Origin of the sequence: Truepera radiovictrix DSM 17093, assembly GCF_000092425.1 — a bacterium.
GTDB lineage: Bacteria > Deinococcota > Deinococci > Deinococcales > Trueperaceae > Truepera > Truepera radiovictrix.
Genome location: NC_014221.1, coordinates 500,039 through 515,225 on the forward strand (window position 1 = coordinate 500,039; position 15,187 = coordinate 515,225).

At 65.8% G+C, this 15,187-nt stretch carries 10 protein-coding genes; 1 reads left to right on the forward strand and 9 read right to left on the reverse strand.

The window, feature by feature from the left end; all coding sequences use genetic code 11:
- Positions 1–52 precede the first annotated feature (52 nt).
- The 5 genes from TRAD_RS02305 to lon form a co-directional block, all read right to left on the reverse strand.
- Positions 53–601, reverse strand: a complete 549-nt coding sequence (locus TRAD_RS02305; RefSeq protein WP_041947103.1) for a hypothetical protein — start codon at positions 599–601, stop codon at positions 53–55.
- Between the two features lie 227 nt (positions 602–828).
- Positions 829–1,893: a M24 family metallopeptidase gene (locus TRAD_RS02310; protein WP_013176973.1), complete on the reverse strand. Its 1,065-nt coding sequence runs from the start codon at positions 1,891–1,893 to the stop codon at positions 829–831.
- A complete protein-coding gene (gene tpiA / locus TRAD_RS02315) occupies positions 1,887–2,639 on the reverse strand; it encodes a triose-phosphate isomerase (protein WP_013176974.1) in 753 nt (250 codons plus the stop codon). The genes TRAD_RS02310 and tpiA overlap by 7 nt, the downstream gene beginning before the upstream one ends.
- A 155-nt stretch (positions 2,640–2,794) precedes the next feature.
- Positions 2,795–3,106, reverse strand: a complete 312-nt coding sequence (locus tag TRAD_RS02320; RefSeq protein ID WP_013176975.1) for a Bor family protein — start codon at positions 3,104–3,106, stop codon at positions 2,795–2,797.
- A gap of 922 nt (positions 3,107–4,028) precedes the next feature.
- Positions 4,029–6,407, reverse strand: coding sequence for an endopeptidase La (gene lon, locus TRAD_RS02325; RefSeq protein ID WP_049773165.1), 2,379 nt, complete (start codon positions 6,405–6,407; stop codon positions 4,029–4,031).
- A 527-nt stretch (positions 6,408–6,934) separates the two neighbouring features.
- Here lon and TRAD_RS02330 point away from each other — a divergent pair.
- Entirely contained in the window at positions 6,935–8,758 is a 1,824-nt protein-coding gene (locus tag TRAD_RS02330) for an arginine--tRNA ligase (RefSeq protein WP_013176977.1), read from the forward strand.
- 14 nt (positions 8,759–8,772) lie between these two features.
- On the opposite strand, the gene TRAD_RS02335 is transcribed toward TRAD_RS02330, so the two are convergent.
- The 4 genes from TRAD_RS02335 to TRAD_RS15570 form a co-directional block, all read right to left on the reverse strand.
- Positions 8,773–9,246, reverse strand: a complete 474-nt coding sequence (locus TRAD_RS02335) for a general stress protein (RefSeq protein ID WP_013176978.1) — start codon at positions 9,244–9,246, stop codon at positions 8,773–8,775.
- 191 nt (positions 9,247–9,437) lie between these two features.
- Positions 9,438–10,427: a vWA domain-containing protein gene (locus tag TRAD_RS02340; RefSeq protein WP_013176979.1), complete on the reverse strand. Its 990-nt coding sequence runs from the start codon at positions 10,425–10,427 to the stop codon at positions 9,438–9,440.
- Between the two features lie 159 nt (positions 10,428–10,586).
- Positions 10,587–13,607, reverse strand: coding sequence for an FAD-binding and (Fe-S)-binding domain-containing protein (locus tag TRAD_RS02345; protein WP_013176980.1), 3,021 nt, complete (start codon positions 13,605–13,607; stop codon positions 10,587–10,589).
- 290 nt (positions 13,608–13,897) lie between these two features.
- Entirely contained in the window at positions 13,898–15,016 is a 1,119-nt protein-coding gene (locus TRAD_RS15570; protein WP_013176981.1) for a GntR family transcriptional regulator, read from the reverse strand.
- Positions 15,017–15,187: the final 171 nt, after the last annotated feature.

Here is a 15,187-nt window from a genome sequence, read left to right on the forward strand (position 1 = left end):
ACCAAGTCCTCTTTACAGTTCACGCGGAAGCCGAGGATGCGACAGACCTAGCCTAGTGCCCCCCTCCGGGTTGCGCCACCGGTTCGGGGGTAGCGGGAGCTGATGGGATCGGTGCAGTCTGCTCGGGTGCAGCGTGCGTCCCCTCGGCGGGTTCGCTCATCGCGGGCTCCGTCATGGCCGGTTCCGTCACCGCGGGCTCCGTGGCGGGCTCGCTCTCGGGCGCTTGTCTGCGCGCCTCGAGCGCCCCCTCGAGCTCCTCGCGGGCGGCTTGCTCGAGCGCCCGGTCGGCGACCCGCTGCGCGTCGTCGGTGGCGCTCTGCGCGCTCTCGATGGAGCGGCCGAGTTCGCTGGCGCGCGCTTGCACCCGCTCGGCGCTCCTTTCAAAGGCGTCGAGGCGGCTGCGGAGCTCCTCGCGTTGGGTCTCTAAAAGCACGGTGATGGTCGAAAGCTGCGCCATCAGCTCGTCGTTCGCCGCGCGTAAGCTCTCGGCCTCGGCGCGCAGCGCGTTGACCTCGCGTTGGAGCGACTGGCGTTCGCGGGCGAGCGACTCGGCGCTCAGCTGATTGTCACACGCCCCCAAAAAAAGCGTTGCTGCGACCAAAACCCCTACGCTGCACCTCTTCATGTTCGTTCCCTTCGTCTGCCAAACTCATGTGCGTAGCTGCACAACGGCGTAAAGAGCGTGTTGGGTACACGCTGACCCCTAGGCAGCATATGCCAAGGCGGCCTGCTTTTCAAAGCGTCTCCCCCCAAAGCCTCGGGCATCTCCACCGCTCTCGGAGCCTTTCGCTACTCTAGCGCGGCGCCGCAGCGCCCGCAATCGGATGCCTAGAGCCGAAGCAGCGCCTTTGGGCTCCCGGAGAGCCGTTCGCACCCCGCGTCGGTGACGACTACGAGGTCTTCGATGCGCACCCCCGCGTCGCCGGGCCGGTATACTCCCGGTTCGACGGTGACGACCATGCCGGGGCGGAGGGTGTCCTGTGAGAGCCGAGACAACCGCGGCCGCTCGTGAACCTCCAGACCGACGCCGTGGCCGAGGCCGTGGGTAAACCCCTCCGCCAAACCCGCGGCGGCCAAGCTGTCGCGGGCGACCGCGTCGACCGCGCGCCCCTCCGCGTTGGGGGCGACGGCCGCAAGGGCCGCCTCCTGCGCCCTCAGCACCGCGTCGTAGAGCCGTTCGTGCGCTTCGCTCACCTCCCCGAGGGCGACCGTGCGGGTCATGTCGGCGTGATAGCCCGCCACTTTGGCGCCGAAGTCGAGGGTGACGAGCTCGCCGCGTGCGAGCGGTTTGCTCGAGGCTACCCCGTGGGGCATCGCGCTGCGCACACCCGAAGCGACGATGATCGCAAACGACGCCCCTTCGGCGCCCGCGCGGCGCATAAAGCGCTCGAGCTCCAGAGCGACGTCGACTTCACGCAGCCCCGGTCGAATGACGTCGAGGATGTGCGCAAACGCCTCGTCGGTGATGCGCGCGGCCTCGCGTAGGGTTGCGATCTCGGCGGGCGACTTGACGAGGCGCAGCTCGCTGACGAGCCCCTTGGTCGGCACCGGTTCGCTGCCGAGCGCCTCGCGCAGCTCCGCAAAGAGCGCGTAGGGGGTGCTCTCGGCCTCGAAGGCGAGCCGAGGGCCGCCCAGAACGTCTTTGACGTGCGTGCAGAGCTGCTCTACCCACGTCGACCCCGTATCGGTGATCACGACCTCGAGGCGCGACTCCTCGCGGGCTTGTTGGATGTAGCGCCCGTCGGTCCAGAGCTGCAAGCCCTTGTCGGAGAGCAGCACGCGGCCGTCTTCGGGCGACGAAAACCCCGACAAGTAGCGCACGTTGGCGGGGTGTGTCACCAGCAAGGCGTCCGCCCCCGCCGCGCGCAAGCCCTCCCAGACGGGCGCTAGCATGCCGCGGCGATCTGGGCGAGCGACCGAGCGTCCAAGCTGGCGCTGCCCACGAGCCCGCCCTGGATGTCGGGTTGCGCGAGCAGCCCGGCGGCGTTGTCGCCCTTCATCGAGCCGCCGTAGAGGATGCGAACCGCCCCCCCTAGCTCCGGCAAGAGCTCTTTGAGCGCCGCGCGGATGGCGCCGCACATCTCCTGAGCGTCGGCGTCGGTCGCGGTCTTGCCGGTGCCGATGGCCCACACGGGTTCGTAAGCGACCACGAGCCCACCAGCGTTGCCCAGCGCGACCCCCTCTAGCGCACCCCGGAGTTGCCCGAGCGTCACCTCCCGCGCGCGCCCCCCTTCGCGCTCCTGCAGGGTCTCACCGACGCAGAGGATCGGGGTCATACCGCTTTCGAGCACCCGCTCGAGCTTGCCCCGCACCAGCGCGTCGTCTTCGTGGTGATAGGCGCGCCTCTCGGAGTGCCCCACGATGACGTAGCGCACGCCGAGGTCTTTAAGCATCGCGGCGGAGACCTCGCCGGTGTAGGCCCCCTCGGCGTGAGAGCTTACGTCCTGAGCGCCGACGGCGACGCCCGTACCGTCGAGCGCCGCGGCGAGCGCGCTGAGGTGCGTAAAGGGCGCGCAGATAGCGAGATCGAAACGGCTGCGGTCGGTGTCCGCTAGCGCCGCCTCAAAGTCGCTTGCCCAAGCGGTGACCTCGCTCGGGAGTTTGTGCATCTTCCAGTTGGCTGCGATGAGGGGTTTCATGGAGCCCACAATAACGCACGGCTCTCGCAGCGCGTTTGGGGGCGGGGGTACACAGCGAGCCGCCGCCCTCGAGGCGGGGATCTAGAACTGGGAGCTCGCCAGCGTGAAACAGGGACGCGCGTGGCGTCCCCGGTGAGGTTGGGGTATGCGCCGCGCTACAAGCAGTAGACGCGGGCGGTTCGCGGGGAGTAGATGCCGCCCGTGACAAACGACAGAATGCTGTCTAGAACAGTCGTCTCGGTCTCGACGCGGGCGACGCGGTCAGCGCCGCCACAGACTGCTGCAGCGTCGATGAGCGTGCTCTGGCTGACACCGCCGACGAAAAACGGTTGGCTCTCCTCGACGGTCGCTTGGCCGGGGGAGGTAGGGGTAAGGGGCGGGTTGATGTCAAACGACTGCGTGGCGCAACCGGCGAGCAACGTCACGGTGAGCACTCCGGCGAAGAGGACGGCCGACGGACGTTTCATACCTACCTCCTTGACGCTCTCACTGTAGCCCAAAGGCTGCGGGGGCGCAAGGTCGCGCTCGGGTACGTCTTCGTGCACGCCCGTGGCCGTTGAGGCCACAAATACAAAGGTGTTTTGCTACTGACTCTAGGTCACAGATGCTTTGAGAGCGCTCTATTCGCTTGCGAATTGGGTGCGAGTGTTTGAAGCCAGTAGCCGATATAAATCTATGCGGGACGAGCAACCTCATGCGATGGCCGAACGTCCCGCTGGTATGACGCAGTTCGACACCAAACTAAACGGAAGGTCGGGTAAACTCCGTTACAGTCCGCTATCTTCTAAAGTGGAAGTTTGTGCCGAACCTACCTCCTAGTACAACCACGCCCGTTTGGAGAAAGAACCGTGGTGTAGCTTCGGCAAAGAGGCTAGCTGACTCAGAGAGACCGAAGTCGACACCGGCAACACCTTGAGCGAATGGGCCCGCGAAACCGAATAGGCTAATCGCCCCCAAACCTGCTCCCCCATAAAACCGTGTATCACCTCCCGAGGCAAACAGGATATCGCCAGACCCGCTGAGAAAACCTGAAATGGGGGTTACGCTAAAGTCAAACGCGCCTCGTAACCCGACAGGACCTAAAAGGTCGTATGAACCTACATGCCCTCCGAAGAAGCCGATGGTGAGGTCGGCGCCGACTTGATTCGCGGTGGGGAGATAAAGACCCGACAGGGAAGCACCAGCAAATCCCCCCTGAGCGGAACCGAGGCTCGAAAGAGCGAAGCAAAGAATAGAAGCCCCTAACAATTTACGCATTACTAGCGCCTCCCAGATGATCTTCTTCCTGACTTGACCATAAGGTAAAGCGCCCCTGCTACCGAAAGATTCACAGCGGGACCGAAAAAAGCCCACCTGTGCAAGGTGGGCTGGTGAGTGACGGGCCGACCGTTAAGCCTGCGCTGCGGGGCTCTCCTCCTTGCGGCGCCGGCGCGCCTTTTTGGGGGCGCTCTTGCCCCCACCGCGCGCCTCGAGCGCCGCCAAGCCGCCGACCATAAAGATGTCTAAGGCGCGGTCGAGGTGGGCAACAGGGTGAAACTCGAGGCTCCGCCGCAGGTGCGCGGGGATGTCGCCCAGGTCGGGGAGGTTCTTCTCGGGGAAGAGGATGTGCCTGATGCCCGCGCGCTTGGCCCCTAAGATCTTCTCTTTAAGGCCACCGATGGGCAAGACCCGCCCGCGCAGGGTGATCTCGCCCGTAGCGGCGACGTCTTTGCGGACCGGCACGCCGGTAAGCGCGCTAATGAGTGAGGCGGCGATCGCGACCCCCGCCGACGGCCCCTCTTTGGGGGTGGCGCCCGCCGGGACGTGGATGTGCACCTCGTAGTTGTCGAGCACCTCCTGCGGGATACCGAAGCGCTCGGCGTTGGAGCGCGCGTAGGTGAGAGCGGCGCGCGCGGACTCTTTCATCACGTCGCCGAGCTGGCCCGTTAGCACGAGGCCACCTTTACCCTTGGTGACCGACGTCTCGACGAACAAGATGTCGCCGCCGACCGGCGTGTAGTACATCCCCGTGGCGACGCCGACGAGGTTCTCCTCGCCCTCGGACTCGGGGGAGAAGCGCTCGGGGCCCAAAAAGGCCTCTAGGCTCCGCTCGGTGATGCGGACGCGTTTGCTCTCGCCCTCGGCGATGCGGCGCGCGGCTTTGCGGGCGAGCGTGCCGATCGTGCGCTCTAAGTTGCGTACCCCCGCTTCGCGCGTGTAGGACGTGATGACCTTGGCGATAGCGCCGTCTGAGATGGTGATCTGCTGCGGTTTGAGGCCGTTCTCCTCGATCTGGCGCGGCAACAAGTAGCGCTTGGCGATCTCGATCTTTTCTTGCTCGATGTACGACGAGAACTCGAGCAGCTCCATGCGGTCGAGCAGCGCCTCGGGGATGTTCTGCGCGTAGTTGGCCGTCGCGATAAAGAGCACCTCGGAGAGGTCGAAGGGCACGCCCAGGTAGTGGTCGACGAAACCGCTGTTTTGCGCGGGGTCCAAAACCTCCAGCAGCGCCGACGAGGGGTCGCCCTGGTAGCTCATACCGAGCTTGTCGATCTCGTCGAGCAAAAAGACCGGGTTCTTGGTGCCCGCTTGGCGGATCCCCTGGATGATGCGCCCCGGCATCGACCCGATGTAGGTGCGGCGGTGACCGCGGATGTCGGACTCGTCGCGCGCGCCGCCCAAGCTGATGCGGACGTACTCGCGGCCCAAAGCCTTGGCGATCGACTTGGCGATCGAGGTCTTGCCGACGCCCGGGGGCCCGGCAAAGAGCAGGATCGGCCCGCGGTTGACCTCGGCCTGGTCGAGCTCGCCGCGCGCGGCGCGGTCAGCTTTGAGCTTGCGCACGGCGAGGTACTCGAGGATGCGGTCTTTGATCTTCTCCAGACCGTAGTGGTCCTCTTCCAACGTCTGCTTGGCGACCTCGATGTCGAGGCGGTCCTGGCTGCGCTCGTTCCAGGGCAGCTCGGTCAGGGTGGTCAGGTAGGTGCGGATCACCGACGCTTCGGCGGAGTCGGGGTGCATGCGCGCCAAGCGGTTGAGCTCGCGCTCGGCCTCCTTCATCGCCTCCTCGGGGAGCTCGAGCTCTTCGAGCTTGGCGCGGAAGGTCTCGACCTCGTCGTCGCCGTCGTCCGAACCCGAGAGCTCGCGCTGCAGCGCCTTGATCTGCTCGCGCAAAAAGTACTCGCGCTGGTTGCGGTCGATCTCGTCTTTGACCTCGCGCTGCACGCGGCGCTGGGTCTCGGCGAGCTCGATCTCGGTGTCGATCAAGACGAGCACGCGGCGCACCCGCGCCTCGACCGTTTCGGCCTCTAGGATGGCCTGCTTGTCCTCGAGCCGAAAGTCGAGGTGATAGGCCACGTAGTCGGCGAACTGCCCCGCGTCCTCTAAGTTCATGACGAACTGCGCGACCTCGGGTTGGATGTTGCGCACCCCACCCTCGATGATGTCGCTGAACTTCTCCTTGAGCTCGCGGAAAGCCGCCTCGAGGGTCACCGCGTTGCCGAGCGGCACCTCGAAGGGTTCGACCTCGGCCTCGATCAGTTCACCCGTGGTGTAGCGTTTGACGCGCACCCGCGCAAAGGCCTGCACGAGCATCTGGATGCTGCCGTTGGGGTTGCGCTTCATCCGCAAGATGTTGCACGCCGTGCCGACCGTAAAGAGGTCGCTGCCTGTCGGCTCCTCCGTCTCGCGGTCACGCTGGCTAACGATCAAGATGGTGCGGTTGCGGTCTAGGGCGGCGTTGATCGCGCGGATCGACACGGCGCGTCCCGCGTCAATAGGCATCACCATGGTGGGGTAGAGCACCGAGCCCCGTACCGGACAGACGGGGATGGGCGCTTCAAAGATGTCGCTCTGTAAGGCCACGTCAAGCTCCTTTTCAAATGCGCACTATACAAATCTTAGCGCCAATGTATCAAGTTTACCGGTTATCCACGTCGGGGCTGGAAGCTGGCTTACATGGCGGGGGCGGGAACAGGTGAGCTCTACTTTACGCCCAAACGCGCCCGCGTACGGTGAGGTGGGCTCGCAAAGAGGTGGCTTGCCGTGAGGTGGGCTGGCAGTAGGGCTTCGACCGCGGGGCCACACCGTTCTCAAGCTTCGCGCGTCGTGTGGCGGTGCGTCGCTAGACCCAGAGAGCTCCGTGCGCGCACCGCAGCGCTGTCGGCAAGCGCAGCGGTACCAAACACCGACCCAAGCGCCATCTGCCTCCTGTCTCCTGTCTGCCCCGCAGTGTCGTCGTGAAAAGCGGTTGCGCCTTCAGAAAGCGCGCCTCCAGGAGGTGAGGCGGCCTCAAAACGCGTGATAGCGTTGAGGCTATGGACGTCAAGATCCAGCTGAAAGCGGCGTTGGAGCGGGCTGTAAGGGCCCTTGGAACGGAGGCCGAGGTGACGGTGCAGGCGGTGCCGGAGGGCAAAGCGGGCGACTACGGCTCGCCGGTCGCCTTCGGGCTCGCTAGAGTGCTCCGGAAAAACCCGGCGGCGATCGCCCAGGAGCTTGTGGAGCGGCTCGAGCTGCCCGCGGGCGTCGCGCGCGCCGAGGCGGTAGGGCCGTACCTCAACTTCCACCTCGACCCCGGCGCTTTCGTGCGGGGGGTCGTCGAGGGGGAGCTGGCTCTGCCCGAGCGCGGCAAAAAGGTGATCGTCGAGCACACGAGCGTCAACCCCAACAAAGAGGCGCACGTCGGGCACCTGCGTAACATCGTCCTCGGCGACGCGGTCGCCCGCATCCTGCGCGCGGCCGGGTATGAGGTCGAGGTGCAGAACTACATCGACGACACGGGCCGTCAGGCCGCCGAGTCGCTCTTCGCGGTAGGCTACTTCGGCGCGACGTACGACGGTGCGGAAAAGTACGACCACTGGCTCGGCAAGCTCTACGTGCGCCTGACGCAGGCCAAGGAGACCGACGCCGAGACCATCGAGCGGGGCGTGTCACAGACCATGCACCGGCTCGAGCGCGGCGAGCTGCGCGGCGAGATCGAGCGGGTGCTGCGCGCGCAGCTAGAGACCTACCACGCGCTAGGCGCCGAGTACGACCTTCTGGTGTGGGAGTCCGACATCGTTAAAAGCGGCTTTTTGGCGCGCGCTCTAGAGGTGCTGAAGCGCAGCGAGGACGTCTTTACCCCCAGCGAGGGCAAATACGCGGGCGCTCTCGTAATGGACGTGTCCAAGCTCATCCCGGGGCTCGAGGAACCTCTAGTGGTGCTCGTGCGCAGCGACGGCAACGCCATGTACGTCGCCAAAGACATCGGCACCCAGTTCTGGAAAGTCGGGCTCTTCGAGGGGCTGCGGTTCCGGCGCTTTCACCGCCAGCCCTCGGGCAAACCGCTCTACACGAGCGCGCCGGAGGGCGACCTCCACCCCGACGGGCGCACCTTCGCCCACGCCGACGCGGTCGTCAACGTCATCGACACCCGCCAGAGCCACCCGCAGATGATCGTCAAAGCGGCGCTCGAGATGGCCGACGCCGCTAGGGGCGCCGACGCCTCGCACCACCTCGCCTACGAGGTCGTGACCTTAGAAGGTCAGGCGATGAGCGGCCGCAAGGGGATCACGTTGGCGATCGACACGGTGTTGGCGGAGGCGGCGAAGCGCGCGCGCGCCGTGGTCGAGGAGAAAAACCCGGGGCTTAAAGCGGTCGACGAGGTCGCGCGGCAGGTCGGCGTCGGCGCCCTGCGCTTTGCCATGCTTAAAAGCGAGGCGCGCCGCGTGATCGACTTTCGCTGGGAGCAAGCGCTCAGCCTCCAGGGCGACTCGGCGCCGTACGTCCAGTACGCGCACGCTCGGGCGTGCAGCATCCTGCGCGCCGCCTGTGAGGCGGGCGTCGGGGAGAGCGGGGCGGTTTGGGAGCGGCTTGGCCCCCTAGAGGTCAAGCTGGCCCAGGAATTAGCCCGTCTGCCGGAGATCATCGGGAGCGCCGCGCGCGACTTCGCCCCACACCTCGTCGGGCAGTACTGCCTCGACGTCGCGACCGCCTGGAACGCCTACTACAACCATAGAGGCGCCGACGGCAAACCGGACACGCAGGTCTTAAAAGCCGAGCCGGGGCTCCGCGAGGCGCGCCTTGCGCTCGTGCGCAAAGTCAAGGAGACGCTCGCGACCAGTTTGGGGCTGTTGGGGATCGAAGCGCCCGAGGAGATGTAGGGGGCGCGAGAGGTTCAGCGCCCCATCCCCGCTAACAGCCGCTCCGCCTCCGCGGCAACCTCGTCGTCGACCATCACGTGGTAGCGCTCGGCCTCCATGTTGCGCACCGACGAGAAGTCGCGTTGGCCGCCCGTCATACCATAGCCGATGGCGGCGAAGAGCGCCCCCGAGATCGCCCCGACGATAAGGCCGTAGAGCACAAAGGTCAGCACCGGGACGACGAGGCTAAAGAGCCCGAAGACGAGGCCGATGAGCACCCCCGTGAGCGCGCCGCTCCCCGAACCGTTGAGTAGGACGCGGCCCCAGTTGAGGCGGCCCGTGACCTGTTCGACGAAGCGCAACCCCTCGGCGACGATGGCGGTGCGTTCGACGGGGAACCCTTTGTCGGAGAGGTGGTCGACCGCCCGCTGCGCGTCGGCGTAGACGCTGTAGGTGGCGACGGTGGTGCGGTGGGGCCTCGTGGCCCCTTGGGCGGGGATCCTGTCCATGGCGAACCTCCTCGCCCTAACATAGTGTTTTGGCTCACGTAGCACTCGGCGGTAGCTCACAGAGCGTGGTCGCGCGAAGGGTTCGGCCAAAGCGGGCGAGGTTGTAACCTCGCCCGCTTCACCTGTCGCTACGTTTGGGTGCTGCGACGTAGACCCAACGCAGACCTCCTAATGCAGACCTAACGCAGACCCTAGATCGTGAAAGCGTAGTCGACCGTGAAGTCCTCGCCGTTGACGGTAAACGACAGCGTGCCCCGGACGAGCGACCCTGGGGGCGGGATGGGCGAGATGCTGAGCGTGATGGTCCCCGAGGCGCGGATGGCGTTAAAGGCCCTCTGGAAGAGTTCCTCGAGCTCCGCGGCGCTCGCGACGTTGGCGAACGTCCCGCCCGTTTCGGCGGCGAGCTCCTGCAGCTCGGCGGTGTCGATGTCGCTGCCCAGGCCGATGGTAAAGACCCGCACGTCGCTCTCCAGCGCGGCTGCGAGGGCTTCGCCGAAGGCCACCTGACCGCCCTCGCGCTCACCGTCGGTAAAGAGCAGCACCACGCGCGAGGCGCCCTGCCCCCCCTCGTCGGCGGCGTGGAGGTCGAGGGTGTCGAGCAGTGAATCCCAGATGGGGGTGTTGCCGCGCTGCCCGACCCTGTCGAGGGCGGCTTCTAAGAGGGCTTTGTCGCTCGTAAAGCCCTGCAGCAGCGTCGAAGCGCGAAAGCCCGACGACTGCCCTGGAAACTCCATCACCGCGATGCGGTCTTCCGGGGTGACGCGCTCCAGAAAGCTCTTGGCGGCGTCTACACGGAGGCGCTCCGGGTCGTTGAGCCGCATGCTGCCGCTGCGGTCCATGTTCAATACGGCGTTGATGACCTCCTGCACGGTGATGTCGACAGTGATGGTGGCAGTCGCGGTGTAGCGCTGCGCGGCGGCGAGGCCGGGGAGGGGCGTCACGCTGGTGACGGTCGCGCGCGGGTTGCTGAGCCTGCCGGCGATGGGCTCGCCGGCGCTGTCTAGGGCGCTGACGTTGAGGGCCACGTTGCCGGTCGGGTCGCCGTTCGCGTCGCGCTCGACGGTGTAGCCGTTGATGACCGCGTCTGCGGGGGTGACGACGTCATCAATGATACTTTGCACGCGGTCGCAACCGCCAAGCAGCGCGAGCACCGCGACGAGGGGGAGCCAAAAGCGTTTCATCGGCACTCCTTTGAGGGTGAGGTGTTGAGTGCGAGGTGCACGCGCCCAGTAGAGCGCGCGCGGCTTAAGGGGAGCTTAAGCCGCGCGGTGGGGCTGGGTTATTGGGGGCGCGTGGCGCGCCGTTGGTGGCCCGTGGGCGGCCGGGCGATACACGACGCGCTACGGGAGCTCCGCGCACGCTTCGGATGACGGGACCGAGCGGGAGCTGTCACCGTCACTTTCCGGGAGCGCTTCGGCGAGGAGCTCGACGAGGTGCTTCGCGCGTTTGCCGGTGCCGTCGCGGATCTGGTGGCGGCAGGAAAAGCCGCACGCCACGGTTTCGCCCGCATGTTCACGTACGGCGGGGAAGAGCCGACGCTCGCCGATCTGCATCGAGATGTCATAGTGGCCGTAACCGAACGAGCCCGCCATCCCGCAGCAGCCCGAATCGACCTCGAAGACGTCTGGCGACACCCAACCGAGCACCGCTTTGGTGCTGCTGGTCCCCTGGATCGCGCGCTGCTGGCAGTGGCCGTGGAGCATGATGTGGCGCTCCCCCTTGCGAAAGACCCTACCCGGCTCGAGGTCGCCTTTGGTCCACGCCTTGGCCAGAAACTGGTCGATCATTTTGACGTGCGCTGCGACCGCCTCCGTCGCCTCCCCCGGGACGAGGTCGCGGTAGTCGTCCTGAAAGGCGGTGACGCAGCTCGGCTCGAGCCCCACGACCGGCACCCCCCGCGCGACATAGGCGTGCAGCGCCGCGACGTTTTTCCGCGCGCGCGCCCTCGCCTCGCGCAGCAACCCCTTGGAGATCTGCGGGCGCCCACAGCAGCCGTAGGGTACGTGCTCGACCTCGAAGCCGAGCGCCTCTAGCACCCGCGTGGCGGCGACGCCGACCTCGGGTTCGTTGTACATCGTCCAGGTGTCGGCAAACAGAGCTACTTTGGGTTTATCAGCGGCGTGCGCGGGCGCTCCGAGCGCGCGGCGCTCCTCCTCACGCCGCGCCTCGCGCTGGCGCACCCACTGGTGAAACGAGGCGTTGGCGTACGGCGGGAGCGCGCGCCGCCGGTCGATACCCGCCGTTTTCTCCATGAGCCAGCGCACCGGCGCGAGCGGCAGGAGGGCGTTGGCGAGGGGCGCGAAAAAGCGGCCCACGGGGGCGACCACAGCGGCGTGGCCGAGGGCTCGAGCCGACAGGGGGGTGCCGTGGTCGTCGTAGAAGTGCTGCAGAAACTCGTACTTGAGCTTCGCCATGTCGACGCGGCTGGGGCACTCGGCTTTGCAGGCCTTGCACTCCAAGCAGAGGTCGAGGGCGTTATAGACCTCCTGGCTCGTGAGCCCACCGGGCAGGCGCCCGTTCATGGCGTCGCGCAGCAGGTTCGCCCGCCCGCGCGTCGAGTGCTCCTCGTCGCGGGTGACCATGTACGAGGGGCACATCGTCCCGGTGGTCGTTTTGCGGCAGGCGCCGACCCCCGTGCACATCTCGATCGCACCCATAAAGCCGTCGTCTTTGGAGAAGTCGAAGTGGGTGGCGATAGGCAGCACCGTGTAACCCTCGCCGTAGCGTAGGTTCTCGGTGATGGGGGGCGCGTCGACGATCTTGCCGGGGTTCATGAGCCCCTCGGGGTCGAACGCGCGTTTGAGCTCGCGGAACGCCTCGTAGAGCGTATCGCCGAAGAGCTCGCGGTTTTTGTACGAGCGGATGAGCCCGTCGCCGTGCTCGCCCGACCACGACCCGCCGAAGCGCCGCACCAGCGCGAACGTCTCCTCGCTGATCTTGCGGTAAGCCTCGAGCCCCTCGCGCGTCTTGAGGTCCAAAATGGGCCGCACGTGGATCACCCCGACCGAGGCGTGCCCGTAGGAGACCATCCTGACGCCGTGCTTCGCGCAGATCGCCGCGACGGCGGGGATGTACTCGGCCAGGTGTTCGGGTGGGATGGCCGCGTCCTCGATAAAGGGCGTCGGTTTGGCGGCGCCTTTGATGGTGTTAAAGACCCCCAAACCCGCCTTGCGCACCTCCCAGACCTCCGCTTGCTCCTGGGCGCCGTAGGCGACGTGGAGCGCGTAGGCGAGCTCCATCACCGCCGGGTCGGCCTGCATGCTCTGGAGCCCGGCGAGCATCTGCGCCTCGCTCTCGCCGTCGAACTCGACCATCAAGACGGCGGCGGGGCGACCCTGGAGCCAGCTCAAGAGGGGTGCGAGGTTGGGGTTCTCGAGCCCGAGCTCTAAAAGCGTGTCGTCTAGGGTCTCGACCGCCGCGGGGCCGTGGCGGTTGATGTGCTGCACCGCCCGCAACGACTTTTCGAGCGTGTCGAAGTGCAAGAGCGCGAGGCACTTGTACGCGGGGATGGGGAAGAGCTTGAGCGTGACGTCCAGGATGAAAGCGAGCGTGCCCTCGGAGCCGGCCACCAGCTTGGCGAGGTTGAAGGGTTTGCCGGTCGTGAGTTCGTCTAAGTTGTACCCGCCGACGCGGCGCATGACCTTGGGAAAGCGCGCGTGAATCTCCGCTTCGTGCTCCCGCACCAAGCGGTGGGTGGTGCGGTAGATGTGACCCTCGAGCCCCGGCGCCCGCAGCTTCTGCTGCAGCTCGTCGGGGTCGAGGTCGCGAAACGTGGTCACCGTCCCGTCGGCGAGCAAGACCGTCATGGCGACGACCTGATCGACCGCTTTGCCGTACTTGATGCTCCGCGTGCCCGCCGAGTTGTTGGCGACGATCCCGCCGATGTTCGCGCGGTTCGTGGTCGAGACGTCGGGGGTAAACTGCAGCTTGTAGGGCTTTAGGAACAAATTGAGGTTGTCGCGCACCACCCCCGGTTCGACCGTGACGGTGCGCGCGGCCTCGTCGAAAGCCAGCACCCTGTCTAGGTACTTCGACACGTCCACGACGAGCGCCCGCCCGACCGTCTGGCCGGCCAACGAGGTGCCGCCCCCCCGCGGCAGCACGGGCAGGCGGTAGCGCCGCGCGACCTCCAGGGTGCGCCGGACGTCCTCACGGGTTTTGGGTAGCACCACGCCGTAGGGTTTGATCTCGTAGGGGCTCGCGTCGGTCGCGTAGAGGACGCGGGCCGCCTCGTCGAAGCGCACCTCGCCCTCGAGGCTCGCCCTAAGCTCCTCGTAGGCGCGCGCGAGGTCGGGCTCGGGCGCGGTCGGGTCGGGGGTCGGCGTGAGGGGTGCGGGGGCCTTGGGGGCGGGTACGGTCATGCTTTAGTATCGCACGCGGCTCCGGGCACGCTAAAGCGCGCTGTTACCTTGCGCGCGCCCCCCTCTTGTTTTCGCTGGGTTGCGTGCGTCTGCAGAAAGCGTGACCACCGACTCGACCCGACCGATTTCAAGAGGTGTTAGCACCCGCTTGGATATGCACGTCGTGCTGCACAGTTGTGTGCATGTGTGCAGCTGCGTGCGAGCCGTGCGTATGCTGCGCGTTATACACATCCACCAAAGTTGCACCGTAGCGGACGCACTTACTCTTGAGGCGATAAGACGATGCCCCCCTACCGTCCTTTTGTAGAGGCGCGCAGGTTTTGCCCGCAGGTCGCTCGCACCACGAGGTGCGTGGGCAAGATGACGTGCTGTGGCGGCCCCCCCTTGCCCTCAATGCGGTCGATGAGGAGGTGGGCGGCGCGCAGACCGATCTCCCGACTGGGCTGCGCCACGGTCGTCAGGGCGAACTCGGCGGCTAGTGGCAGGTCGTCGAAGCCAACGAGCGCGATCTCCTCGGGCACCCTGACCCCGGCTTTGGTTGCGACGTCTAGAAACTTCAGGGCGGTGTGGTCGTTTGCAGCTACGACCGCGTCGACTTGGGAGGTCAGGGCCAAAAAGGCTTTTGGATCGGCATTACGCGCGATCTCCACGAGCCAAGAGCTTTCAAACGGCACTGCGTGGGCAGTGAGCGCTGCTCGGTAGCCTCTATACCGTTCTTTGACCGTAGAGGGCGCCTGGTCAAGGCTAGGGTTTCGGTGTATAAAGCCGATGTGCCTATGGCCTAGACCGATAAGGTGCTCAGTGACGGTAAAGCTGGCGCTGACGTTATCCACGCCGACGAAGTCACTCGGTGCTGCCTCGAACTTCTGGTCGATGTACACGAACGGGTAGGTGTTTGCTACAAGCTCGCGAAAGAGGGTCGGATCGTCGTGAGGTAGCACTAAGACACCGCCGAAACCGGCGCTACGCATCCGCGACACTTCAGCGCGCTCGACCGCACTGCTAAAGTGCGAGTAACCGAACGCTGCGTGATAGCCCCGTTCGCGACACGCCGTCTGTACACCTTTCATAATGTCTAGACAGAAAGCGTCGTGCGTCTGTGGAAAGACAACCCCGATAATGCGCCGTGCCGAGACAGCTGGCTGCGGCGGGGACTGCACCACCGTACCGATCTTTGTCGTGCGCCGCACGAGACCCGCTTCGTGAAGTCCTCGGAGCGCCTCACGTACGGTTCCACGACTGACCCCATGCTTGGCCATCAGCTCGAGCTCGGTTGGCAGGCGACTACCTACGGGTAGAACGCCGCCCTCTATTAGCTGCCGGTAATGCTCACAAAGTTGCTGATGCAGGGGTTTTTGGGAGCTTCGGTCGACGGCGAAGTTGTTGCCTTGCGCGGGGGGAGCAGTCATGCGTTTATCACTTTGCCTTATCTGCTTGCACCTTGTTGTAATGCTGCGCGCTAATGAGTGCCTGGCATGTCCTTGGGCAACTCTTGACAAGCGCCCTAGCTAACGCTACATTTTGTCTAAACAAATATCAAGCAAGACCGCCTCATTGGGGCAGGGTCGGGGCAAACGGGG

Coding starts and splice junctions, on each gene's coding strand:
- tpiA (WP_013176974.1), bottom strand. CDS start 2,639: ATGAAACCCCTCATCGCAGCCAACTGGAAGATGCACAAACTCCCGAGC.
- lon (WP_049773165.1), bottom strand. CDS start 6,407: ATGGTGATGCCTATTGACGCGGGACGCGCCGTGTCGATCCGCGCGATC.
- TRAD_RS15570 (WP_013176981.1), bottom strand. CDS start 15,016: ATGACTGCTCCCCCCGCGCAAGGCAACAACTTCGCCGTCGACCGAAGC.
- TRAD_RS02320 (WP_013176975.1), bottom strand. CDS start 3,106: ATGAAACGTCCGTCGGCCGTCCTCTTCGCCGGAGTGCTCACCGTGACG.
- TRAD_RS02330 (WP_013176977.1), top strand. CDS start 6,935: ATGGACGTCAAGATCCAGCTGAAAGCGGCGTTGGAGCGGGCTGTAAGG.
- TRAD_RS02310 (WP_013176973.1), bottom strand. CDS start 1,893: ATGCTAGCGCCCGTCTGGGAGGGCTTGCGCGCGGCGGGGGCGGACGCC.
- TRAD_RS02345 (WP_013176980.1), bottom strand. CDS start 13,607: ATGACCGTACCCGCCCCCAAGGCCCCCGCACCCCTCACGCCGACCCCC.
- TRAD_RS02340 (WP_013176979.1), bottom strand. CDS start 10,427: ATGAAACGCTTTTGGCTCCCCCTCGTCGCGGTGCTCGCGCTGCTTGGC.
- TRAD_RS02335 (WP_013176978.1), bottom strand. CDS start 9,246: ATGGACAGGATCCCCGCCCAAGGGGCCACGAGGCCCCACCGCACCACC.